Below are 20612 nucleotides of genomic sequence, written 5' to 3' on the forward strand. Positions count from 1 at the left end.
CCGGAGTACGCGATGCTGCTGCGTGAGGCGCAGCGTGTCGTGGCACTCACGGGGGCCGGAATCTCGAAGGAAAGTGGACTGCCCACGTTTCGCGAGGCGCAGACCGGGCTGTGGTCGAACTACCGCCCGGAGGACCTGGCCACGCCGGAGGCGTTTGCGCGCCAGCCGGACATCGTCTGGCAGTGGTACGCATGGCGGCGCGCCCTGGTGCGCCATGCGGCACCCAACGCGGCGCACCACGCGCTGGTGCGCCTGGCAGAGCATGCGCCGTCGTTCTCGCTGATCACCCAGAACGTAGACAGCCTGCACCGCCGGGCGGGCAGCCGTGACGTGATCGAGCTGCACGGCGACATCCTGCGCTCGCGCTGCTCGTCGTGCGGTGCGATTGCGCGTGACGTCGACGATGCCTCGCCGAGCCCGCCGCCCTGCACCCGGTGCAGGGCCCCGGTCCGTCCCGACGTGGTGTGGTTCGGTGAGACACTGCCGGACGATGCGCTCCAGGCGGCGCTCGAAGCAGCGCGCAACGCGGACCTGCTGCTGGTGATCGGAACGTCACTCCAGGTGCAGCCGGCGGCGGGGATCGTGCCGCTGGCGCTGGATGCCGGAGCGCAGGTGATCGACATCAATCCCGAGCCGGCGCTGCTGCCGGACGAGCGCGTGCATGCGCTGGCGGGGCCGGCGGCGAAGGTCGTGCCCCGGCTGGTGGAGGCGGCGTTCGGGTAGGCCTTTTTTTACCACGGAGCGCACAGAGGAACACAGAGACGTCGGGAACGGATTGTTTGCTGGAAGGTCACGGCGTAGCGGGATTCCGGTGGAATCCATGAGCCGCGACGCAGCACCAATCAAACAGCCGTTCCCGCTCCGTTCTCAGTGTTCTCCGTGCCCTCCGTGGTGCAAACAATCCGTTCGTGACTAACGAAGCTGCGCAGTAGCAGCAGGCCGTTCGTAGACCACCTCACCCCCGATGATGGTGATGTCCACCTTCGCATCCCGGATCTCCTCCTCCGGGACGGTCATGATGTCCTTCGAGAGCACCACGATGTCGGCGAGCTTGCCCGGCGTGATCGATCCCTTGATGTCTTCCTCGAAGGCGGCGTACGCGTTGGCGAGCGTGTAGGTGCGCAGTGCTTCCTCGCGTGTGAGGCGCTGTTCGGGGAAGAAGTCGCTGCCATCGGCCAGGCGGCGGGCTACGGTGGAATGGAAGCTGGCGATCGGGCTGATGTGCTCGACCGGGACGTCGGTGCCATTCGCGATAATGGCCCCGCTGTCGAGCAGGTCGCGCCAGACGTAGGCGCCAGTGCGTGCGCGCTCGGCGCCGAGCCGCTTGTCGATCCACGGGCCGTCGGAGGTTGCGTGCACGCCCTGCATCGCGGCGATCACACCGAGCTCCGCGAAGCGGGGGATGTCGGCGGGGCTCAGGTGCTGTGCGTGCTCGATGCGCCAGCGCAGGTCGGTCTTGTCGGGGTGTGCGGCGAACGTGCGCTCGTAGATGTCGAGCACCTCGCGGTTCGCGCGGTCACCGATCGCGTGCGTGTTGACCTGGAACCCGTTCTCGATGGCGATCTGCGCGGTGCGCTCGATGACGTCGGGCTCGGTGGTGTTCAGGCCGGCCGATTCCGGCATGTCGGCATAGGGGGCGAGCAGCCACGCGCCGTGCGCTCCGAGGGCACCGTCGATGGAGTGCTTGATGGAGCGAACGGTCAGGAAGTCATTGCCTTCGGCGACCATGCGGTAGTCCGCGAGCCGCTCGGCCATGGTCTCGTTGGATTCACCGCGCACCATCACGTAGAGCCGGACGGGGAGTGTTCCCTCGGCCTCCAGGCGCTTCAGGAAGTCGATCGTCTCGAAGTCGGAGCCGGCGTCGTGGAACGACGTCACGCCGTTCTCGATTGCCTCCTGCCCGGCGAGCTGCACCATGCGGCGGGACTCACGCTCGATCTCCTCGGCGGAACGCTGCTCCAGTGCGCGGGTCATCGCGCGGCTCACGAGACCCTGCGCAGTCTCGCGCAGCAGGCCCGTCGGGTTGCCGCGGTCGTCGCGCACGATCGTGCCGCCGGGCGGATCGGGTGTGTCGCTGTCGATGCCGGCGAGCTCGAGTGCACGCGCGTTCGCAAACGCCGCGTGGCCGCTCGCGTGGGTCAGGTATACCGGGTTGTCCGGTGACACGGCGGACAGCGATGCGTGCGTCGGCACTCCGTCGAACGTCGGCTCGACCACGCTGTCCCACTTCTCCTGGTGCCAGCCGCGCCCGCTGATCCACGAATCGCGACCCGCATCGCGTGCGGCGACACCGACCATCGCCACGATATCCTCCCACGCGCGCACCGTGGTGAGGTCGAGGATCATCCTCGCGTTGCCGAGCCCCATGTAGTGGCCGTGCCCCTCGATGAAGCCGGGGATCGCGAGGCGGCCGCCGAGGTCGATGACCCGCGTCCCGTCGCTGATGTAGGCTGCAATCTCGTCATCGGACCCGACTGCGACGATCTCGTAGCCACGGATCGCGACGGCCTCGGCCTCCGGGCGTGTCGAGTCGACCGTGACGACGTGGCCGTTGCGAAGCACCAGGTCAGCCGGTTCCTGGCGCGGCTGGTCAGCAGCACATGCCGACAGCGCGAGGGCGGCCAGCGCAGGAACGAACGCAGCGCGAGTGCGGCGTTGCATCATGGATTCACTCCGGTTGCGGTGGGATGCCGGAAGGTAAGACGAGGCGACCGGCGGAGCCAGACCGCGGGCCTCGTGTGTGGATCCGTATGACACCGGCCTGCGGCGGTCTCGTCGGCCTGCGCCCGCCTGCGGACCCGGCGACGCTGTGCCGCGGGGCCGGCGGTTACCCTGAACGCACGCCGGCCGCGCTCTGCGTTGACGCGCAACGCCTCGCGCCGCACTGTCACTGCCTGCACAGCTCCACCCGTTCCCGGCGCGGCAGCGTCGCCGCACCTGCAAGGAGGCGTGATGCGTTCGATCCCGGCAGCGTTCCTGTTCCTCACGATTCTCACGACACCCCTCGCCGCGCAGCAGGAGGTCGCGCCCGAGGCCGAGCGGGACAGCGCATGGTACACCGTCGGCGGTGAGCGCCACGGCATCAGCTACTTCCCGCGCGTTCGCCACGAGGGCGTCGAATACGAGGCGGGTGAGCAACTGGCGTTCGACCGGTTCCACACCGTGGACGTCGTGAACGAATGGCTGCGTCGCTGGGCGGAGCAGTACCCGGAGATCATGGAGCTGTACGAGATCGGTCGCAGCTTCGAGGGCCGGCCGATCATGCAGGTTACGCTCACCAACAAGTCCACGGGTGCTCCGACGACCAAGCCCGCCGCGTTTTTCGAGGGCGGTCGCCATTCTGGCGAGATCACGTCCAGTGAGTCGGTGCTCTGGCTGCTGCAGCACCTGCTCGAGAGCTATGGCCGCGACGAGCGGATCACACGGCTGATCGATACCAGCGCGATCTATCTGCGACCGCAGAACAACCCCGACGGCTCCAATCTGTACCTCCACACGGCGCAGGCGAACCGAAGCAGCGTGCGGCCGCACGATACGGATCGTGACGGACTGCTCGACGAGGATCCGAACGAGGATCTCGATGGGGACGGCGTCATCTACCAGATGCGCTGGCGGCCGCGCAACGACGACGAGCGACGTCGCGCCAGCATGATCACGGACCCGCGGGACCCCAGCGGCCGCCTGCTGCGCCGCGTGGAGGAGGGCGAGGGCGACTGGATGGTCGCGTCGGAAGGGATCGACAACGACGGCGACGGTCGCTTCAACGAGGATGGCGTCGGCGGGCTCGACCTGCACCGCAACTACCCGGAGAACTGGCGGCCGGACACCGGCGGCGACGAGACGGGCCGCGGCTACACGCAGTTCGGCGCGGGCGCTGCGCCGCTGTCGGAGCCGGAAACGCGCTCGGTGGTGCTCTGGCTGCTGGCGAACCCGAACATCTCGGTCGCGAACTCGATGGACACGCGCGTGCCGATGCACCTGCGGCCGCCGTCGACGTCGCGCAGTGCGGAGCGCATGTACGGGGAGGACCTGCGCTACTACGAGCACTTCGACACGGTCGGAATGCGCATCACGGGGTATCCGTGGGCGGGCGACGTCTACGAGGTCTATGCGACGCGCTACGAGACGAACCCGGTGACGGGCGATCCGCTGCTGCCGAGTCCGCTGTTCGGCCATGGCCCGGATTTCGGCTACTTCTACTACGGCGCGATCTGGTACGGCGACGAGCTGTGGAACGGCGGCATGATGCGCGACGTGAACGGCGACGGCCGCTACGACGACGTCGATGCACTCGCGTGGGACGACAGCGCGAACGGCGGGAGCGGATTCCGTCGGTGGACCCCGTTCGAGCACCCGGAGCTCGGCGCGGTCGAGATCGGCGGGTTCCATCCCAAGTTCTTCTCGCAGAACCCGCCCGCGCACGAGCTCGAGCCCTGGGCGCGAAACCAGGCCCTCTTCAACCTCGAGATGGCCTACGCACTGCCGCAGCTCGAGTGGGACGACGTGAGCGTGCGCCGGGTGGAGTCGGCGGGTGACTCGGCGACATACGAAGTCGCAGTGTCGTGGCGCAACACGGGGCAGCTGCCGACCGCACTGAAGCAGGCTCAGCTGGTGAAGATCGTGCAGGAGGACCGGGCACAGCTTCATTTCGATGAGTCGCTCACTGCGGGTGACACGGCGCGGATTGTCGTGGTCGATCCTTCGACGCGGGACAAGACGAGGTACAGCGGGTGGACGGAGCCGGGCGAGGTGAAGCGCACGACGTTCCGGGTGAGAGTGCGCGGCGACGAGCCGGTGACAGCGGAAGTGCGGGTGTTGTCGACGCGTGGCGGTGTGTTGTCACGAGAGGTGACGTTTGACGACGGGTGACGGGCGGTGATGCGTTCCGTCCTCGTGACCGGCGCCTCGAAGGGGATCGGCGAGGCGACGGTGCTGCGGCTGGCCGGTGCAGGCTGGCGTGTGTTCGCCGGGGTGCGTCGGCCGGAGGATGGCGAATCGCTGCGTGAGCGAGCCGGCGAAGCGGTCACGCCCGTGATGCTGGATGTCACCGACGCAGCGCAGATCGCCGCGGCAGCGAAGCTGGTTCATGACGCGACGGGTGGAGTGCTGCACGGCGTCGTGAACAACGCGGGGATTGCGGTGGCCGGGCCGCTGGAGTTTCTGCCGCCGGAGTCGCTGCGACGCCAGCTCGAGGTGAATGTGGTCGGGCAGATGGCAGTGACGCAGGCGGTGCTGCCGATGATCCGCGCGGGGCAGGGCCGCATCGTGATGGTCGGTTCGATTGCGGGGCGCAGTGCGATGCCGTTCATCGGGCCGTATTCGGCGTCCAAGTTCGCGATGGAAGCGCTTGCGGATGCACTGCGGGTGGAGCTGCTGCCCTGGGACATTCACGTTGCCCTGATCGAGCCGGGCATGATCGCTACCCCGATCTGGCAGACGTCGATCGATGCGGCGCTCGCGATGCTGGAAACGGCGTCTCCCAGGGTGATGGAGTACTATGGCGAGCGGCTCGGCGCGATCCGGCGGCGTGCTGAGCGAGGTACGGGCGGCCTCGCGCCGGACGTCGTTGCGCGGGCGATCGAGCACGCGCTCAGTGCCTCCAGGCCACGCACACGGTACATGATCGGGCGGGACGCGAAGTTGCGGCTCTGGCTGGAGCGGGTGCTGCCCGACCGGGCGCGCGACCGCGTGATCGACGCGGCGCTGGAGCGATTGTGAGCGATCGTGAGCGATCGCCCATCCACTTGCGGCAGGGCATCGCGCGCGTTGTGCCGCCTGCAGGCCTGAATGTCGCGCCGCGTTGACGCCGTGGTGGTCGGTGCGGGGCCGAACGGTCTCGTTGCGGCGATCGAGCTTGCGCGCGCGGGGCTGGAGGTGCTCGTCGTCGAAGCGGCGGATACGCCGGGCGGCGGCGTACGCACCTCGGAGCTGACGCTTCCCGGCTTTCGCCACGACATCTGCTCCGGCGTTCACCCGCTCGCCGTTGCTGCGCCGGCACTGCGTGATCTCCCGCTCGAGCAGTACGGACTGGAGTGGGTGCATGCGCCGCTGTGTGTCGCGCACCCGCTCGACGGCGCACCTGCTGCGGCACTCGCCCGCGCGCTCGAGGAGAGCGAGGCGCTGCTGGGCGAGGATGGCGCGGTCTGGCGGTCGCTGGTGTCGCCGTTCGTCGAGCGGTGGGACGAGCTCGCAGGCGACGTCCTGCGCCCGCTTCGCACACCGCGGCATCCGTTTCTCACCGGCCGCTTCGGGCTGCAGGCGTTGCGATCGGCAACGGCTCTTGCCGGTGCTCGCTTCCGCACGCCGCGCGTGCGCGCCCTGTTCGGCGGCCTCGCCGCGCACGGCATGCTGCCGCTCGAGGACGTCGCGACAGCGGCAATCGGCCTCGTGCTCGGCATCAGCGCACACGTGGGCGGCTGGCCGATCCCGCGGGGCGGCGCGGACGCGCTGACGGGTGCGCTGGTGCGGCTGCTGGAGGCAAATGGCGGGCGCGTCGAGTGCGGGCGTCGCATACGGCGGATCGAGGAGCTGCCCCGCGCGCGGGCGGTGCTGCTTGACCTTACCGCGCGGCCGGCGCTGGAGGTGACGGGGCGGCGCTTTCCGGGCCGGTTCCGGCGCCGGCTGGAGCGGATCCGTCCGGGCGCCGCGGCGTTCAAGGTCGATTACGCCCTGGACGAGCCGATTCCATGGCAGGACGAGACGTGCCGGCGCGCGATGGTCGTCCATGTCGGCGGCCGTCTGGAGGAGGTCGCAGCCGCGGAGCGGGCGGTGGCGGCCGGTCGGGCGGCGGACGCGCCCTTCCTGCTCGTATCGCAGCCGTCGCTGTTCGACCCGACCCGGGCCCCGCCGGGCGCGCACACGGCCTGGGCGTACGCGCACGTTCCCAACGGGTTTGCCGGTGACATCACGGACCGGATCGAAGCCCGGCTCGAGCGGTTCGCGCCCGGCTTCCGCGACGTGGTCCGCGAGCGGGCGGTCCTGACGCCTGCGTGGCTGGAGCGGCACAACCCCAACCTGACCGGCGGCGACATCAATGGCGGTGCCCCCGACCTGCGCCAGACGCTGCTGCGGCCCGCAGGACGCTGGAACCCGTACGCGACGCCGGCCGAGCACGTCTACCTGTGCTCGTCGGCCACGCCGCCCGGCGGGGGCGTCCACGGGATGTGCGGGCTGAACGCGGCCCGGGCCGCACTGCGCCGCAGCTTCGGGCGGTAGCCGGCCGCTGGAGGGGGCGGCGGTGGAACACCATCCGGCGGGGCGGGTCTGAAAGAGGCCGCCGCTGGTCCGGCCTCAGCCTCGACCCGGTCTGACAGCCCCGGCCGCGAACGAACAATTGCATCAATCTGGAAGCAGCTATGCGCGACGTCGTGCAGAGGCTGGTCCGGCGCGATTTCGCCGGAGCTGGTCGCAGAATTGTCACTATACAGACACCGCTCCTGATCGCGCTGGTCGGGATCATCGTCACCGCGACGGTCGTGGGGCTGATCGCACGGCAGGCCGCGAGTGTCGACACGCTGAATTACACGGAGCTCCTGGGCGCGATCGACGCGGGGCGCGTCGCGTCGCTGACGATCGAGTCGGGGCACCAGGTGACCGGCACCTGGGTGGGTGCGGCGGAAACGGGGTTCGTCACGGCGTTCACGCAGACGGACGCGAGCGCGCTGGTCGCCCGTGCGGAGGCCGCGGAAGTCGAGGTGTCCTTTGCGGCACGCGGCACCTCGCAGCGCGTGCAGAACCTTTTGATCATCGGCCTCGAGCTGATGCTGATCGGCGGGCTCGCGTGGCTGTTCCTGCATCACGTGCGGGGGCAGCGCAGTGGGGACGTGGGAAGCAGGGGCGACGGCGGCACGACGACGTTTGACGACGTGGCGGGCACGCAGGGCGCGGCCGAGGAGCTGCGCGAGGTCGTCGACTTTCTGCGTGCGCCGGCGGCGTTCACGCGCATGGGCGCGCGCGTTCCGAGGGGTGTGCTGCTGGTCGGCCCGCCGGGGACGGGCAAGACGCTGCTGGCCCGCGCGGTTGCGGGTGAAGCGGGCGTGCCGTTCCTCCAGCTCTCGGGCTCCGAGGTCACCGGCTTCGTCGTGGGTCTTGGCGCGCACCGCATCCGCTCGCTGTTCAAGCGTGCCCGGCGCGATGGCGCGGTCATCTTCATCGATGAGCTGGACGCGCTGGGCGGCACGCGCGGGCGCAACCGCTCGCACAACGAGGACGACCGCACGCTGAACCAGCTGCTGGTCGAGATGGACGGCTTCTCGCAGTCGGAAGGCGTCGTCGTGATCGCGGCGACGAACCGGCCCGACGAGCTGGACCCCGCGCTCAAGCGCCCCGGCCGCTTCGACCGCATCGTCACGGTCGGCCTGCCGACATCGCAGGGGCGTGCGGAGATCCTCCGCCTGCACGCCGAGCGACGCGGGATTCCACTGAACGGGGACGTGGATCTCGACCGGCTCGGCAAGCTGACGCCCGGCTCGAGCGGAGCGGAGCTGGCGAACCTGCTGAACGAGGCGGCGATCGCGGCAGTGCGCGAGTCGGCGTCGCAGGTGACGTGGGCACACATCGAGATCGCGCGCGACCGCATGCTGCTCGGCAAGGAGCGCGTCGGCTTCAAGGCGCAGGGGCGCGAGTGGCGGGTGGTCGCATACCACGAGGCGGGTCACGCGCTGGCCGGGGCGATCGGCTGCCCCGACGACGGGCTGCACAAGGTGACGATCCAGCCACGCGGCCGCGCGATGGGCGTGGCGCACTTCGCGCCCGACGACGACATGCACCTCTACTCGCGGCGCTACCTCGAGGGGCAGATCATCAAGGGCTTCGGCGGGCGCGTTGCCGAGGAGATCGTGTTCGGCGCGGACGCGGTCACCGGCGGTGCAGAGAGCGACCTCGTGCAGGTCAACCGCATCGCGCGTCAGATGATCTACCGGCTCGGCATGGGCAGCGATGGCGGACTGCTGGTGCACGACGACGAGAGCGCACCGCTGAGCGCACAGGCGCAGGCGGCCATGGACGCGCAGGTGCAGGTGCTGCTGGAGCGGCTGTACGCGCGGACGCGTGAGATCCTCACCTCCAATCAGGACGCACTCGCCGCACTGGCCGAAGCGCTGCTGGAGCACGAGACGATCGATGGGGACGAGGCGCTGCGGATCATGGGGCTTTCCAGGGCGACGACCGCGGGCGAGCGGGGGTAAGCGTCCCCACCCCGGAGTTCAGCTGTGCGCCGCGATCAGCGGAATATCCGTGACCCTGGTCCCGCGCTGCCGGCGACGGATGCGCACGCGTGAGCAGGCGCGCGGCTCGCAGCCGACGCGCCGCGCAATGGCGCGCCAGACGGGACCGTGCCCGCGGTGGCCATGGGCCAGCCAGGCCTCGGCGTGGGCCATCTCGTGCAGCAGCGTTTCCTCGAGGTGGCGTTCGTTGCCCCGCAGCAGCAGGTCCACATTGAGCGCGATCTCGACGACGACGCGATTGCCGCCCCGCCTGGTGTAGTGGATGTGCCCGAAACGGCGGGACATGCGGTCGCTCACCCGCAGCGGGATGTCGCCCGGCAGTGAGCCGTCGAAGTGCGTGCGGTTGAGTCGCGCGAAGAGCGTGGCGACGACGGCGGCCTGCGCCGGCGTCGCACAGCACGGCAGCGCGGCCGGGCGTGCCATGCTCTCGTCCTCTCCCTCCTGACCGTCCCACCACCGCCGCATCCGCGCGACTGCCCGACGGAACGCCGCATTGCTGGACGGCGCGGTCACGAACTCTGCGATCGCGTCGATCACCGGGCCGGGCGCCGACCGGAAGCACTCCTGCAGGTTCAGCGACGAATGGTCCGCGGACAGCGAGACCATGCGGCTCCGGTTGCGCCGGAACCGGACGCGCTGCAGCCGGGTCGCGCCGCGGGCGCGGAGTGCGTCCAGCATGCCGGCCTCATCCAGGTCGGCGAGGGGCAGGGAGAGCTGCTCGTCCAGGAAGGGTCTTTTCCGCATCGGCAGAAACGATAACCCCGCCCGCAACGCGCCGGCAGGGTCGCCGCCCGTGCGAGCCCGTGGCGCGACGCGCCCGAGCCGTCCCGCGATCTGCGCGCCGCGGACCGTCGCTATTCCCGAACGCAACCGGTCCGCCACATCGTGTGTCAGAGACCATGGAAGGACAGGCGCAAATGAGCACAGGGTCCGGCGTGGACGAAAAGCTTCTGATACGACGTGTGCTGGATGGCGATGCGGGTGCGGAGCGCGAGCTGTACGACCAGCACGTGGATCGTGTGTACCGCCTCTGCCACCGCATGGCAAATGGCGATACGGACCTGGCGCAGGACTTCACACAGGAGGCGTTCGTCCGGGCGTTCGACCGACTGGCGGAATTCCGGGGCGAGGCCGCGCTCTCGACCTGGCTCCACGCGATCGCCGTCTCGGTCGCACTGAACGGGATGCGGAAGGTGAAGCGCCATCGCGAGCGGGAAACGGAGCTGGACGGCGTAGCGGAGATCGGCACCGTGACGAGACACGCAGAGCCGGACCTGAAGCAGCGCCTGCGCGGTGCGATCGACGCACTGCCCGAGCGATACAAGGTGGTGTTCGTGATGTACGACGTCGAAGGCTACACACACGAGGAGATCGGCCGCGTGCTCGACATGCCGGCCGGCACATCGAAGGCGCGGCTGTCCAGGGCGCGCGCGAAACTGCGCGAGGCGCTCGCCGAGTTCGCCGGGGAGTGGGCGACATGACGAAGGACGACGAGAAGTTCACGGAATTTCTGCACGAGCTGCTCGAGGAGATGCCGGACGTGCCGGAGCCGCCGAGGGAAGCGATGTGGGCGCGCATCGAGGAAGCGCGCAGGGAGCGCAGGGCGCAGGCCTCGCTCTTCCGCCGACGCGGCCCGCTGCTCGGCTGGGGAATCGGCCTCGCGGCGATGCTCGCGCTGGGCATCGGCCTCGGCCAGTTGCTGCCGCAGTCGGACGGCGATGCCGAGCCCGTCGCGCGCAGCACGCCAGCCCCGTCCATGAGCGATGCCGAGATGCTGCCGTACCGGCTGGCGGCGCAGCAGCACATGACCCGCACCGAGGCACTGCTCACCGGCTATGTCCGCGACGTGCAGTCCGGGCGCACCCGTGAAGTCGCGAACTGGGCGCAGGACCTGTTGATCAACACCCGGCTGCTGCGCGATTCGCCCGCCGCGCGGGATCCGGAAACGGCGCGGCTGCTCGAAGACCTCGAGCTGCACCTCGCGCAGATCGCAAACCTGTCCGGCTCCGACGCTGAGGAGCTCGGCATGATTCAGCAGAGCATCGAACGGAACAACATGTTGCTCCGGCTGCGCGCCGCCACGGCGAGCGGTCCGGCGGCCGGAATCCAGGGAGAATAGCCATGCGCAGCACCCTTCTGTATACGACGTTCGCGCTCATTGTACCCGGCGCCGCGGGCGCCCAGGTCCAGGCGCCGCGCGCGCCCGCTGCTCCTGCACCGGTCGTGGAGGTCGAGGCCGTGGCATCGCCTGCACCGGTCGCGGACATCGAGGCCGTGGCATCGCCTGCACCGGTGATGCAGGTCGCGCTTGCGTTCGATGACGAAGGCGACCCGCAGCGTCGCATCCGCACGGCGGCGCAGCCGCTGCTGCTGCAGACGTGGTACCCGCAGGACCCGGCGGACGCGACCTACCGTGCGGGGCGTGACGCGCTCATGCGGGGCGACCGTCGCGCGGCGGTGCGTCATTTCGACGAGATCCAGCGGCGCTGGCCGCGCTCGCAGTACGCGCCGCAGTCCTACTACTGGGAGGCGTTCGCGGGTTCGCGCGGGAATGCCAGCACCGATGAGCTGCGGCGTGCCCGCGAGGCGCTGAGCACGCTGCGCAGCCGGTACCCGGATGCGGACGGTCTGCGTGACGCGGACGCGCTGATGCAGACGATCAACGCGCAGCTCGCCGAGCGAGGCGATGTCCAGAGCAACGCGGCGGTGCGGCGTGCAGCGTCGACGGTCGCGACGCAGCAGGGCTGCAGCGAGGTCGACGACGAGAACGACACGCGCGTCGTGGCACTGAACGCTCTGCTGCAGATGGATTCCGAGAGCGCACTGCCGATCCTGACGCGGGTGCTGGAGCGGCGTGATGCGTGCTCGGCGCCGCTGCGCCGCCGTGCGGTCTTCCTGGTCTCGCAGAAGCACTCGCCCGAGACGGCGGACATCCTCGTCAACCTGGTACGCAACGACCCGGACCGGGAAGTGCGCGAGCAGGCGATCTTCTGGCTGTCGCAGGTGGACGGCGCCCGTGCGGTCGAGGCGCTGGAAGGCATCCTGCGCACATCGCGCGATGCCGCGCTGCAGGAGAAGGCGATCTTCGCACTTTCACAGCACCAGAGCGCACGCTCCGCGGAGCTGCTCCGGGCGTACGCGATGCGCGGCGACGTGAACGAGGAGCTGCGGGCGCAGGCGATCTTCTGGCTCGGGCAGTCCGGAGGGCAGCACGCGTCGTTCCTGCGCGACATCTACGGCCGCGTGAACTCGGACGAGCTGAAGGAGAAGGTGATCTTCTCCATCGCGCAGCAGCAGCAGAGCCAGGCGAACTCCGACTTCCTGATGAACATCGCGCTCGATCAGCGCGAGAGCCCGGAGATGCGCAAGCAGGCGCTCTTCTGGGCGAACCAGACCGGAGCGGTCGCGATGCGGCGGCTGGCCGAGCTGTACGATCGCACGGACGATCGCGAGCTGAAGGACCAGCTCATCTTCGCCTTCTCGCAGAACCGGGACCCGGCCGCGATCGAGAAGCTGATGGACATCGGCCGCAACGAGCGGGACGCGGAGCTGCGCCAGCAGGCGATCTTCTGGCTCGGCCAGTCCAGGGACCCGCGGGTCCAGCGGTTCCTGCTCGAGCTGATCAACAACTGACCAACGGCGGTGCGCGGCCGGCCTGGCCGCGCACCCGCCACACTCACGGAGACAGCCATGCGTATGCTCACTCCGACCGTGCTGGGCGCGGTCGCGCTGGCCGCTGCATTGCCCGTATCCGCCCAGTCTCTCGAGCAGCGCGTTTCGCGTGCGCCGCAGGACCGGACGCTCATCTTCGAGTTCAGGGCGAAGCCGGGCGTGTGTGGCGACGGCAACAGCATCATGCGGGTGAACGAGGATGAGGCGGTCGTCATCACGCGCAACGGACGGCAGATGATCGAGAGCGACAGGGTGTCGACGCGGAGTGGCGACTGCTGGACCGGTCCCGTACGGATCGAGATGCGGGGTGGCGCAGCGCCGACCGCCCTGCGCGCGCGCGTCGGCGCGACCGATCGGCCGCGCGACGCCGTCGATCTCGGCACGATCGAGCCGGGCGAGGCGGTCACGTTCCTGCTCGGTGCGGCAAGGCACGCGCGCAGTACCAAGGCGGCCGAGTCGGCGGTGTTCGCGACGACGCTGGCGGATGGCGTGGAGCCGTGGCGCGAGCTGCTGGGGCTCGCCCGCGCGGAGGACGCGTCGCGCAAGGCCCGGAAGAGTGCGGTCTTCTGGGTGGGCCAGGCTGTCGGCGAACGCGTCACCAAAGGCCTGGTGGAGCTGGTCGGCGACGACGACGTGGACATGGAAGCGCGCGAGACCGCCGTGTTCGCGCTCTCACAGCGATCGGATGCGGAGGCGGTGCCTGCACTGATCGAAATCGCGAAGTCTTCACCGCACCCGAAATTGCGGCGGAGCGCAGTCTTCTGGCTGGGGCAGTCGGAGGATCCGCGCGCGCTGGCGTGGTTCGAACAGGTGCTGCTCCAGAAATCGAATTGAAGAAGCGCGGACGTCGCTGAGAGCGCGACGTCCGCGCAGGCAGACTGCAGGTCAGTGCGGCGCGTCCGGTCATGCAGGCCGGAGGCGCCGTCATGCTACCAGGGCTCGTGCATGCGCAGCACCGGCCAGACGCGCCAGTCGCCGGCCATGGCCTCGTCGAGCAGGTTCCAGTTCAGCACGCCATCGTCGCTGCGAGGCTCGAGCAGCGCAAAGATGAGGCGGCCCAGCGGCTGGTCCGTTGCAACGATCCAGGTTCCCACCGGGATCGTGTGCTCGACCGACTCGTAATGCCCTGTGACGGTGCGCTCGTGGTGCTGCTCGAATTCACGGTCGGAGACCCACGTCGAATCGATCGCGAAGCGCTCGACCCGTGCCGTGCGGGCTGTGGTCGACTGGTTCATCTCCACGCCATGCGCGTGCAGCAGGTCGACCAGCCCGGCCAGCTCTGCCGGGACCAGGTAGGCGTGCGGCACGCGCCCGGTCTCCGTGGGGCGGAACGTGCCGAACTCGGGCACGCGCTCGATCCGGCGCTCCGCGGTCCGCCGCAGCATGATCTCGCCCGTGTACGGATGTCGTTCCTCGACCACACCGCCCATCACCAGGTCGAGCGGCTCGGGCGCGCGCTCGAACTCCGCACGCAGCGCCAGCGTGGAGCCCGTCACGGACTCCGCGTCCGCGGCCACGACCATGCGCCGGACCTCGCCCGCATGTGCGTGTGCGAAGTCGAGCACCTCCACGAGGAAGCGTGATGTCGCAAGGATGCGATCGGCGAACGTCGCGTACGAGTACGCCTCGCTCAGGATGGCGAACCGGTTGCGCAGTCCGAGGTAGTTGTTGTTGAAGCGGGCGCGATGGTCGAACGTGTACCAGCCCTGACCGGCGCCCGCGTCGTACAGGTTGCCGTAGTAGTAGTACTCCCAGCCGTGCTGCTCGCGGATGCGTTGCGTCACCGCTGGCAGCCACTGTTCCCGGAGGAAGCCGACGATCGTGGAGTCGGTGTTGGGGTGCAGCGGCGGTGCGTAGGTGAGATGGTAGCCGTGGCGCGTGCCGTTGGTGGTGTGCAGGTCGATACCGACATGCGGATCGTACCGCTGCAGCAGCAGTGCGACGGCGCGCGCTTCCGGCGACTCCAGCTTCATGTGATCGCGGTTCAGGTCGTAGCCCTGCGCATTCGGCCGCTGTCCCATGCCGCCGATCGGGCCGTGCTGAAAGCGGCGGTTGTCCAGCCGGATGCGCTCGTTGCCGTCCGCGTTGTAGATGGGCGCGACCAGCAGCACGAGCGAGTCGAGCCACTGCGTGTGCTGCCCCTGCGCGAGGTCGCGCAGCAGCATCAGCGCCGATTCCTTTCCTTCGACCTCTCCGCCGTGGATGTTTCCCTGGATGTACACGACGGTGCGACCGCTGGCGCGGATCGCATCGGGTGTCCACCGGTCCAGCCGTCCCACGATCGCGAGTGGCAGCGCGCGCCCTTCCATGGTGTAGCCGAAGGTATCGAGCTGGATCAGCGGCGTGCGTGCCGCGATGTCCTCGAGGAACGCCATGACATCGGCGTAGCGCGTGGTCTCGACGTGGTCGGTGCGCTCGGGGGTGGTGCGTGGCCAGGGCTGCTGTGCGTGGGCGGTATGCGCGCTGCCGAGCACGGCAAGCGCGAGGGCGAGGCATGCGACGAATCCGCGTCGGGAACGTCGCATGCCTGCGTGTGCCGGCGGTGTATCAGCGATCACCTTCGGTTCCGGTCTCCGGGTCGAGGTTCAGTGAAGCAGAGTTGATGCAGTAGCGGACGCCAGTCGGCTCCGGGCCGTCCGGGAACACGTGCCCGAGATGCGAGTCGCAGCGACTGCACACCACTTCCGTGCGGATCATCCCGTGGCTGCGATCCTCGTTCACGCTGACGTTCTGCTGCATGATGGGCTGGTAGAAGCTCGGCCAGCCGCTGCCGGACTCGTACTTGGTCTCCGCGTCGAAGAGCGGCTGCCCGCACGCAGCGCAGCGGTACACGCCGGGCGAATGCTCGTGGTAGTACCGGCCCGTGCCGGGCCGCTCCGTGCCCTTCTCGCGCAGGATGCGGTACTGCTCGGGCGACAGCTCGCGCCGCCACTCCTCCTCGCTCTTGCGGATCTTCTCCATGTGTCTTCACTCCTGATTCAGCAGTCCCGACGCGCTGTCGGCCAGCTCACCGCGCAGCACGGTCAGTGCGGTGCCGCGCAGGTCGACGCGGTCTCCACGGATGCGTACCCCGACGAAGCCGCCGCGTGTCGATGCCTGGTAGCCGGTCAGCGTGGTGCGTTCGAGGCGATGCGCCCAGAACGGTCCGAGTGCGGTGTGCGCCGAGCCGGTGACCGGATCCTCGTTCACACCGACGCGCGGCGCGAAGAAGCGCGACACGAAGTCGCAGCGCGGGTCCTCGCTCACCGCCGTGACGATGATGCCGCGCGCCTCCACGCGGCGCAGCGCCTCGAGATCCGGCTCCAGCAGGCGCACCACTTCCTCGGAGCCGAGCTCGACCAGCAGGTCACTGCCATTGCTGCCGACCCACTCCGGCTCCGCCTTCAGCGCCGCCGCCAGGCCCGGAGGAGGGGGGATGCGGTGCGGCGGCTGGGCGGGAAAGTCCAGCACGATCGCATCGCCGTCGCGGCATGCGGTCAACAGCCCGCTCAGCGTGTGGAAGCGGGCGGGCGCGTCGGGGCGAAGCAGTCCGGTCTCGTACAGGATGTGGGCGGAGGCGAGCGTCGCATGGCCGCACAGGCTGACCTCGACCGCCGGGGTGAACCAGCGGAGCGACCAGTCGTCGCCGTGAGCGCGAACAAACGCGGTCTCCGACAAATTCATCTCTGCGGCGACCGCCTGCATCCAGCCGGGGTCGCGCTCGTGCTCGAGAACGCAGACGGCGGCGGGGTTGCCGGTGAACGCGCCACTCGCGAACGCATCCACCTGGTAGATCGGCTGGGCCAAGTCGCGACTCCTGCTCCTGGGTCTCCCGGGAGGATCGGTTGGAAACGGCGGGACCGCAACCGGAGCAGCCAGGGCCGTCCGGGCCGTAGCAGCGCAGTGGTCTCACACGGAGGGGCCGCGAACGCCCTGGCAGCCGGTACACTGGGTTCCAACCCTTCCCGGCATTAGCCTGTCTTATCCATCGAGCATGGCAACGGAAACGATGCGCGTCATTCCTTCGCGAGCCGCCCCGGCCGAAACGGGCACCGAGCAGGACGACGTCCGCCGGGCTGCGGCGGGCGACGCCTCGGCGTTCGAGCGGCTGTACCGGGCGCATGCGGCGCGGATCCACTCGCTGTGCCGGCGCATGGCGGGCCCGGAGGAGGCGGACGACCTGACGCAGGAGGTGTTCGTCCGGGCCTGGCGGAAGCTGGACAGCTTCCGGGGGGAGGCGGCGTTCGGCACCTGGCTCTTCCGGCTCGGGGTGAACGTGGTGCTGGCGCGGCGCGCGACCATGGGCAGCTACCGGGCGCGCTTCACGACGGAGGCGGACGCCGGGGCACCGGTCGAGGAACGGGGGCGCGCGGCCGTGCCGGTCGGATCACGGCTCGATCTCGAGCGGGCGATCGGCAAGCTGCCGGAAGGCGCGCGACGCGTGTTCGTGCTGCACGATGTCGAAGGCTACAAGCACGAGGAAATCGCCGAGATGCTGTCGATCACGGCGGGTACGTCGAAGTCCCAGTTGCACCGCGCGCGCATGACACTGCGCGAGCACCTGACGTGAGGCGGAGCATGAGCGACGCATACATGGACCGACTGTCGGAATACCTGGATGGCTCACTCGACGCGGGTGAGCGCCAGGAGCTGGAGCAGCACCTCGCAGGCTGTGAACCGTGCCGCGCCACACTGGAGGAGCTGCGCAGCATCGTGGGCGAAGCGGGTGCGCTCCAACCCGTGGAGCCACTGACCGACCTCTGGCCGGGGATCGCCGCTCGCATCGAGAGCGAGCGCGAAGTCAGCCTGCCGCTGGCCGCGGGCGGCGCGCAACGTCGCGGCGGCATGCGACGCCTGAGCTTCACGCTGCCGCAGCTCGCTGCCGCCGCGGTCGTCCTGGTGCTCGCGTCGGCGGGGAGCGTCTGGATGCTGACCGGCGGCGAGCGGGCGGGACCCGCGAATCCGGGGGCGCCGGCGGGCGCGATCGTCCCGGTCTCGACGGCCACGCCGGACAGCGAGCTCGCCGAGCTGGAGGCCGCGCTCGCGGGCGGCGAGCGTCAGCTCGATCCGGCGACGGTCGCCGTGCTGCGTCGCAACCTGCTGATCATCGAACAGGCGCTCGTCGAATCGCGGACAGCACTGCAGGCCGACCCGGCAAATCCGTACCTGAGCCGGCACTACGAAAACACCCTGAACAAGAAGCGCGAGCTGCTGCTGCAGGCAGGCAGCATCGCGCGAGGCAGCACCTGACATGCTCGCGCTACTGATGGCCGGCTCACTGCTCCTGGCGGTGCCGCAGGAACGAACGGACACGACGTTCCCGGCGAACGGCCTCCACAGGCTGATGGTGGAGAACCGCAACGGCGCCACGATTGTGCGCGGCTGGGACCGCGAGCAGGTGCGGATCCGTGCCGCCTCACGCCGGCAGGACCGCATCGACATCGAGGTCGATCGCGCGGAGGGCACCATCGGCGTGGAGACCGATCGTGGCCAGGACGTGCAGTACGAGATCGACGTCCCGGTCCGGATGGCGGTCGATATCGAGGGCACGAACCAGTCGGTGCGCGTGGAAAACATCATGGCGCCGATCGGCGTCGAGTCGGTGAATGGTGAGATCACCGTGCGCGGCGGGCGGCGGCAGGTGTCGCTGGAAACGGTGCAGGGGCGGATCACGCTGGAAGGTGCGGCCGGCAGCATCGATGTCTCGTCCACGAACAACGCGGTGCTGCTCCGCCGCAGCAGCGGCGAGATCAGCGTCGAAAGCGTGAACGGCGCGGTGACCCTCGAGGACATCCGCGCCACGCACCTCGACGCCAGCACAGTCAACGGCACCGTCACCTTCAGTGGTACGCTCGCCCCGCAAGGCCGCTATTCCCTCGGCACGCACAACGGCACGATCGAGATGCGGGTGCCGCAGGGAAGCGACGCGACGTTCGTCGTATCGACGTTCAACGGGGAGTTCGAGGTGGACTTCCCGATCCAGGTGCGCGACCAGGACACGCGCGGTCAGTATCAGTTCCGGCTGGGCAGCGGCGCCGCACGCGTCGAGCTGGAATCGTTCAGCGGCAACGTGCGCGTACTGCGCGCACGCCAGGGTACCGGAGGACAATGATGCGGTTCGCCCGATATACCGGCGCAGCGATGGCGCTGGCCGGAGCACTGTTCGTCGCGCCGAGCGTCGCTTCGGCACAGGATTTCTCCTGGAACGGCAGCCTGTCCGCGGGGCAGTCCGTCGAGATCAAGGGCGTGAACGGGGAGATCGTCGCCGTCCCCGCGAGTGGCGGGCAGGTGCGTGTCACTGCCGTGAAAACCGAGGGCCGCCGCGGAGACGCCGAGGACGTGCGGATCGAGGCCGTGCGCCACGACGGCGGCGTCACGATCTGCGCGGTCTACCCTGACGGCCGTGAGCGCAACGAATGCCGGCCCGGCAGCGGTGGCCGCCTCGGTGCGCGGGACAACGACGTCAAGGTCGCGTTCCGCGTCGAAGTCCCGTCCAACGTGGACTTCATCGGCAAGACCGTGAACGGTGCGATCCGCGCAACGGGCCTGAGTGGCCGCGTGGCCGCGGAAACCGTGAACGGCAAGGTCGAGGTCCAGACTCGCGGGATTGCGCGCGCAAACACCGTGAACGGCTCCATCGAGGTAGCGATGGATCGCGCCGACTGGGCGGGCGAACTGGAGTTCGAGACGGTGAACGGCTCGATCGAGGTCGCGATCGGTGCGGACAATCCGAGCATGGACGTGGAAGCGTCCACCGTGAACGGCAGCATCTCGACCGACTGGCCGCTGACGGTGCAGGGGCGGTGGGGACCGAAGCGGATGAACGGCACGATCGGGTCGGGCGGGCGGACGCTAAGCCTGTCGACGGTGAACGGGAGCATCGCGATCGTGCGACGTTAGCGGGGTCCTTCTCTGATCTGCTGGCCCGGGCGGGAAACAACAAAGCGGTGACCTCCGAGTGGAGGTCACCGCTTTTTCTTCAATCTTCGGGATCGCGGACCGACCGGATCAGCGCCTCCATGTGCGCGATGTAGTCGTCGAGCGCGCCGCGGCCCGCCTCCGTGAGCCGGTACTCGGTGCGCGGCACGCGACCGTCGAACGTCTTGGTGCACGTGATGTAGGAGGCGTCCTCGAGCTTGCGGGCATGCACGCTCAGGTTGCCGTCGGTCGTGTCGAGCAGCGTCTTCAGCTCGTTGAACGTGAGCGTCTCGTTCACGGCGAGGGCGCTCACGATGCCCAGGCGGATCCGCTCATGGATGGTGCGGTCGAGCTCGAGCGAGTTGGTAAGCGACTGCCCGCGCACGCCGTTCAGCCGGCGCTTCGTCGAGTGCGCAGTCTTCCGCTTCCGCTCCTGTCCCAGTCGCTCGGTCTTGCCCGTCATCCGCTCCTCACGTTCCTGCAAGAGTGTCCCATTGCCGGGCTGCATCAGCTCGCCGGGCGATCCGTGTCCACCAGCTTCTCGACGAGCCAGTCGGTGATCATCGTGAACAGGTGCACCGTCGTGTTGCCACCACTGATGCTGTGCGTACGGTTCGGGTAGATCATCAGGTCGAACTGCTTGCCGGCCGCCTGCAGCGCATTCACGAGCTGCACCGAGTTCTGGAAGTGCACGTTGTCATCGCCCGTGCCATGGATCAGCAGCAGCTCCCCGGTCAGGTCGTCCGCCTTGTGAACGGGCGAATTGTCGTAACCCGCGGGATTCTCCTGCGGCGTCCGCATGAACCGCTCGGTGTAGAT

General features: G+C 69.2%; 20 protein-coding genes. 13 read left to right on the plus strand and 7 right to left on the minus strand.

What is annotated here, in order from left to right:
- The first annotated feature begins 12 nt into the window (after positions 1–12).
- Positions 13–723, plus strand: a complete 711-nt coding sequence (locus tag VFU06_11830) for an NAD-dependent deacylase (protein ID HEU5210072.1) — start codon at positions 13–15, stop codon at positions 721–723.
- A 189-nt stretch (positions 724–912) separates the two neighbouring features.
- Here VFU06_11830 and VFU06_11835 read toward each other — a convergent pair whose 3' ends face one another.
- Positions 913–2664, minus strand: a complete 1752-nt coding sequence (locus tag VFU06_11835; GenBank protein ID HEU5210073.1) for an amidohydrolase — start codon at positions 2662–2664, stop codon at positions 913–915.
- 288 nt (positions 2665–2952) lie between these two features.
- On the opposite strand from VFU06_11835, the gene VFU06_11840 reads away from it, so the two are divergent.
- The 4 genes from VFU06_11840 (at position 2953) to VFU06_11855 (ending at position 9185) form a co-directional block, all read left to right on the plus strand.
- On the plus strand, positions 2953–4869 hold the full coding sequence (locus tag VFU06_11840; GenBank protein ID HEU5210074.1) for a M14 family metallopeptidase: 1917 nt from the start codon (positions 2953–2955) through the stop codon (positions 4867–4869).
- 9 nt (positions 4870–4878) lie between these two features.
- Positions 4879–5718 (plus strand): SDR family oxidoreductase, encoded by an 840-nt coding sequence (locus VFU06_11845; protein HEU5210075.1) that lies wholly within the window; start codon positions 4879–4881, stop codon positions 5716–5718.
- 69 nt (positions 5719–5787) lie between these two features.
- Positions 5788–7215 (plus strand): NAD(P)/FAD-dependent oxidoreductase, encoded by a 1428-nt coding sequence (locus VFU06_11850; protein HEU5210076.1) that lies wholly within the window; start codon positions 5788–5790, stop codon positions 7213–7215.
- A 140-nt stretch (positions 7216–7355) separates the two neighbouring features.
- Positions 7356–9185, plus strand: coding sequence for an AAA family ATPase (locus tag VFU06_11855; protein HEU5210077.1), 1830 nt, complete (start codon positions 7356–7358; stop codon positions 9183–9185).
- Between the two features lie 18 nt (positions 9186–9203).
- On the opposite strand, the gene VFU06_11860 is transcribed toward VFU06_11855, so the two are convergent.
- Positions 9204–9968 (minus strand): SprT family zinc-dependent metalloprotease, encoded by a 765-nt coding sequence (locus VFU06_11860; protein ID HEU5210078.1) that lies wholly within the window; start codon positions 9966–9968, stop codon positions 9204–9206.
- Between the two features lie 173 nt (positions 9969–10141).
- On the opposite strand from VFU06_11860, the gene VFU06_11865 reads away from it, so the two are divergent.
- Genes VFU06_11865 through VFU06_11880 form a run of 4 tightly spaced genes read left to right on the plus strand, consistent with a single transcriptional unit; the run spans position 10142 to position 13730 of the window.
- A complete protein-coding gene (locus VFU06_11865; protein ID HEU5210079.1) occupies positions 10142–10705 on the plus strand; it encodes an RNA polymerase sigma factor in 564 nt (187 codons plus the stop codon).
- The gene (locus VFU06_11870) at positions 10702–11343 is read left to right on the plus strand and encodes a hypothetical protein (GenBank protein ID HEU5210080.1); all 642 of its coding nucleotides are present in this window, start codon (positions 10702–10704) and stop codon (positions 11341–11343) included. The genes VFU06_11865 and VFU06_11870 overlap by 4 nt, the downstream gene beginning before the upstream one ends.
- A gap of 2 nt (positions 11344–11345) precedes the next feature.
- On the plus strand, positions 11346–12857 hold the full coding sequence (locus VFU06_11875) for a HEAT repeat domain-containing protein (protein HEU5210081.1): 1512 nt from the start codon (positions 11346–11348) through the stop codon (positions 12855–12857).
- 57 nt (positions 12858–12914) lie between these two features.
- The gene (locus tag VFU06_11880) at positions 12915–13730 is read left to right on the plus strand and encodes a HEAT repeat domain-containing protein (protein HEU5210082.1); all 816 of its coding nucleotides are present in this window, start codon (positions 12915–12917) and stop codon (positions 13728–13730) included.
- A 95-nt stretch (positions 13731–13825) separates the two neighbouring features.
- Here VFU06_11880 and VFU06_11885 read toward each other — a convergent pair whose 3' ends face one another.
- From VFU06_11885 to VFU06_11895, 3 genes are read right to left on the minus strand one after another with little or no spacing between them, the layout of a single operon-like run.
- On the minus strand, positions 13826–15421 hold the full coding sequence (locus VFU06_11885; GenBank protein ID HEU5210083.1) for a M14 family metallopeptidase: 1596 nt from the start codon (positions 15419–15421) through the stop codon (positions 13826–13828).
- Positions 15422–15443: 22 nt separating this feature from the next.
- On the minus strand, positions 15444–15857 hold the full coding sequence (gene msrB, locus VFU06_11890; protein HEU5210084.1) for a peptide-methionine (R)-S-oxide reductase MsrB: 414 nt from the start codon (positions 15855–15857) through the stop codon (positions 15444–15446).
- A gap of 6 nt (positions 15858–15863) precedes the next feature.
- Positions 15864–16682 carry a PhzF family phenazine biosynthesis protein gene (locus VFU06_11895; GenBank protein ID HEU5210085.1) on the minus strand — a complete coding sequence of 273 codons (819 nt, stop codon included), beginning with the start codon at positions 16680–16682 and terminating at the stop codon, positions 15864–15866.
- Between the two features lie 202 nt (positions 16683–16884).
- On the opposite strand from VFU06_11895, the gene VFU06_11900 reads away from it, so the two are divergent.
- From VFU06_11900 to VFU06_11915, 4 genes are read left to right on the plus strand one after another with little or no spacing between them, the layout of a single operon-like run.
- On the plus strand, positions 16885–17445 hold the full coding sequence (locus tag VFU06_11900; GenBank protein HEU5210086.1) for a sigma-70 family RNA polymerase sigma factor: 561 nt from the start codon (positions 16885–16887) through the stop codon (positions 17443–17445).
- A gap of 8 nt (positions 17446–17453) precedes the next feature.
- Entirely contained in the window at positions 17454–18125 is a 672-nt protein-coding gene (locus VFU06_11905) for a zf-HC2 domain-containing protein (GenBank protein HEU5210087.1), read from the plus strand.
- 1 nt (position 18126) lies between these two features.
- Complete coding sequence (locus tag VFU06_11910) at positions 18127–18987, plus strand: DUF4097 family beta strand repeat-containing protein (GenBank protein ID HEU5210088.1); 861 nt, start codon at positions 18127–18129, stop codon at positions 18985–18987.
- Entirely contained in the window at positions 18984–19775 is a 792-nt protein-coding gene (locus tag VFU06_11915; protein HEU5210089.1) for a DUF4097 family beta strand repeat-containing protein, read from the plus strand. Before VFU06_11910 ends, VFU06_11915 begins: the two co-directional genes overlap by 4 nt.
- Positions 19776–19854: 79 nt before the next feature.
- On the opposite strand, the gene VFU06_11920 is transcribed toward VFU06_11915, so the two are convergent.
- Positions 19855–20256: a transcriptional regulator gene (locus tag VFU06_11920; protein ID HEU5210090.1), complete on the minus strand. Its 402-nt coding sequence runs from the start codon at positions 20254–20256 to the stop codon at positions 19855–19857.
- Positions 20257–20300: 44 nt separating this feature from the next.
- Positions 20301–20612, minus strand: a 312-nt coding sequence (locus VFU06_11925; protein HEU5210091.1) for a prolyl oligopeptidase family serine peptidase, incomplete at its 5' end; no start/stop codon positions are given.

This window comes from Longimicrobiales bacterium (genome assembly GCA_035764935.1).
In the GTDB taxonomy this organism is placed as follows: Bacteria; Gemmatimonadota; Gemmatimonadetes; order Longimicrobiales; family RSA9; genus DASTYK01.

Bases quoted from the DNA above. Each gene is read 5' to 3' on its own strand.
- VFU06_11830 (HEU5210072.1), top strand. From the start codon at position 13: ATGCTGCTGCGTGAGGCGCAGCGTGTCGTGGCACTCACGGGGGCCGGA.
- VFU06_11835 (HEU5210073.1), bottom strand. From the start codon at position 2,664: ATGATGCAACGCCGCACTCGCGCTGCGTTCGTTCCTGCGCTGGCCGCC.
- VFU06_11840 (HEU5210074.1), top strand. From the start codon at position 2,953: ATGCGTTCGATCCCGGCAGCGTTCCTGTTCCTCACGATTCTCACGACA.
- VFU06_11845 (HEU5210075.1), top strand. From the start codon at position 4,879: ATGCGTTCCGTCCTCGTGACCGGCGCCTCGAAGGGGATCGGCGAGGCG.
- VFU06_11850 (HEU5210076.1), top strand. From the start codon at position 5,788: ATGTCGCGCCGCGTTGACGCCGTGGTGGTCGGTGCGGGGCCGAACGGT.
- VFU06_11855 (HEU5210077.1), top strand. From the start codon at position 7,356: ATGCGCGACGTCGTGCAGAGGCTGGTCCGGCGCGATTTCGCCGGAGCT.
- VFU06_11860 (HEU5210078.1), bottom strand. From the start codon at position 9,968: ATGCGGAAAAGACCCTTCCTGGACGAGCAGCTCTCCCTGCCCCTCGCC.
- VFU06_11865 (HEU5210079.1), top strand. From the start codon at position 10,142: ATGAGCACAGGGTCCGGCGTGGACGAAAAGCTTCTGATACGACGTGTG.
- VFU06_11870 (HEU5210080.1), top strand. From the start codon at position 10,702: ATGACGAAGGACGACGAGAAGTTCACGGAATTTCTGCACGAGCTGCTC.
- VFU06_11875 (HEU5210081.1), top strand. From the start codon at position 11,346: ATGCGCAGCACCCTTCTGTATACGACGTTCGCGCTCATTGTACCCGGC.
- VFU06_11880 (HEU5210082.1), top strand. From the start codon at position 12,915: ATGCGTATGCTCACTCCGACCGTGCTGGGCGCGGTCGCGCTGGCCGCT.
- VFU06_11885 (HEU5210083.1), bottom strand. From the start codon at position 15,421: ATGCGACGTTCCCGACGCGGATTCGTCGCATGCCTCGCCCTCGCGCTT.
- msrB (HEU5210084.1), bottom strand. From the start codon at position 15,857: ATGGAGAAGATCCGCAAGAGCGAGGAGGAGTGGCGGCGCGAGCTGTCG.
- VFU06_11900 (HEU5210086.1), top strand. From the start codon at position 16,885: ATGCGCGTCATTCCTTCGCGAGCCGCCCCGGCCGAAACGGGCACCGAG.
- VFU06_11905 (HEU5210087.1), top strand. From the start codon at position 17,454: ATGAGCGACGCATACATGGACCGACTGTCGGAATACCTGGATGGCTCA.
- VFU06_11910 (HEU5210088.1), top strand. From the start codon at position 18,127: ATGCTCGCGCTACTGATGGCCGGCTCACTGCTCCTGGCGGTGCCGCAG.
- VFU06_11915 (HEU5210089.1), top strand. From the start codon at position 18,984: ATGATGCGGTTCGCCCGATATACCGGCGCAGCGATGGCGCTGGCCGGA.
- VFU06_11920 (HEU5210090.1), bottom strand. From the start codon at position 20,256: ATGACGGGCAAGACCGAGCGACTGGGACAGGAGCGGAAGCGGAAGACT.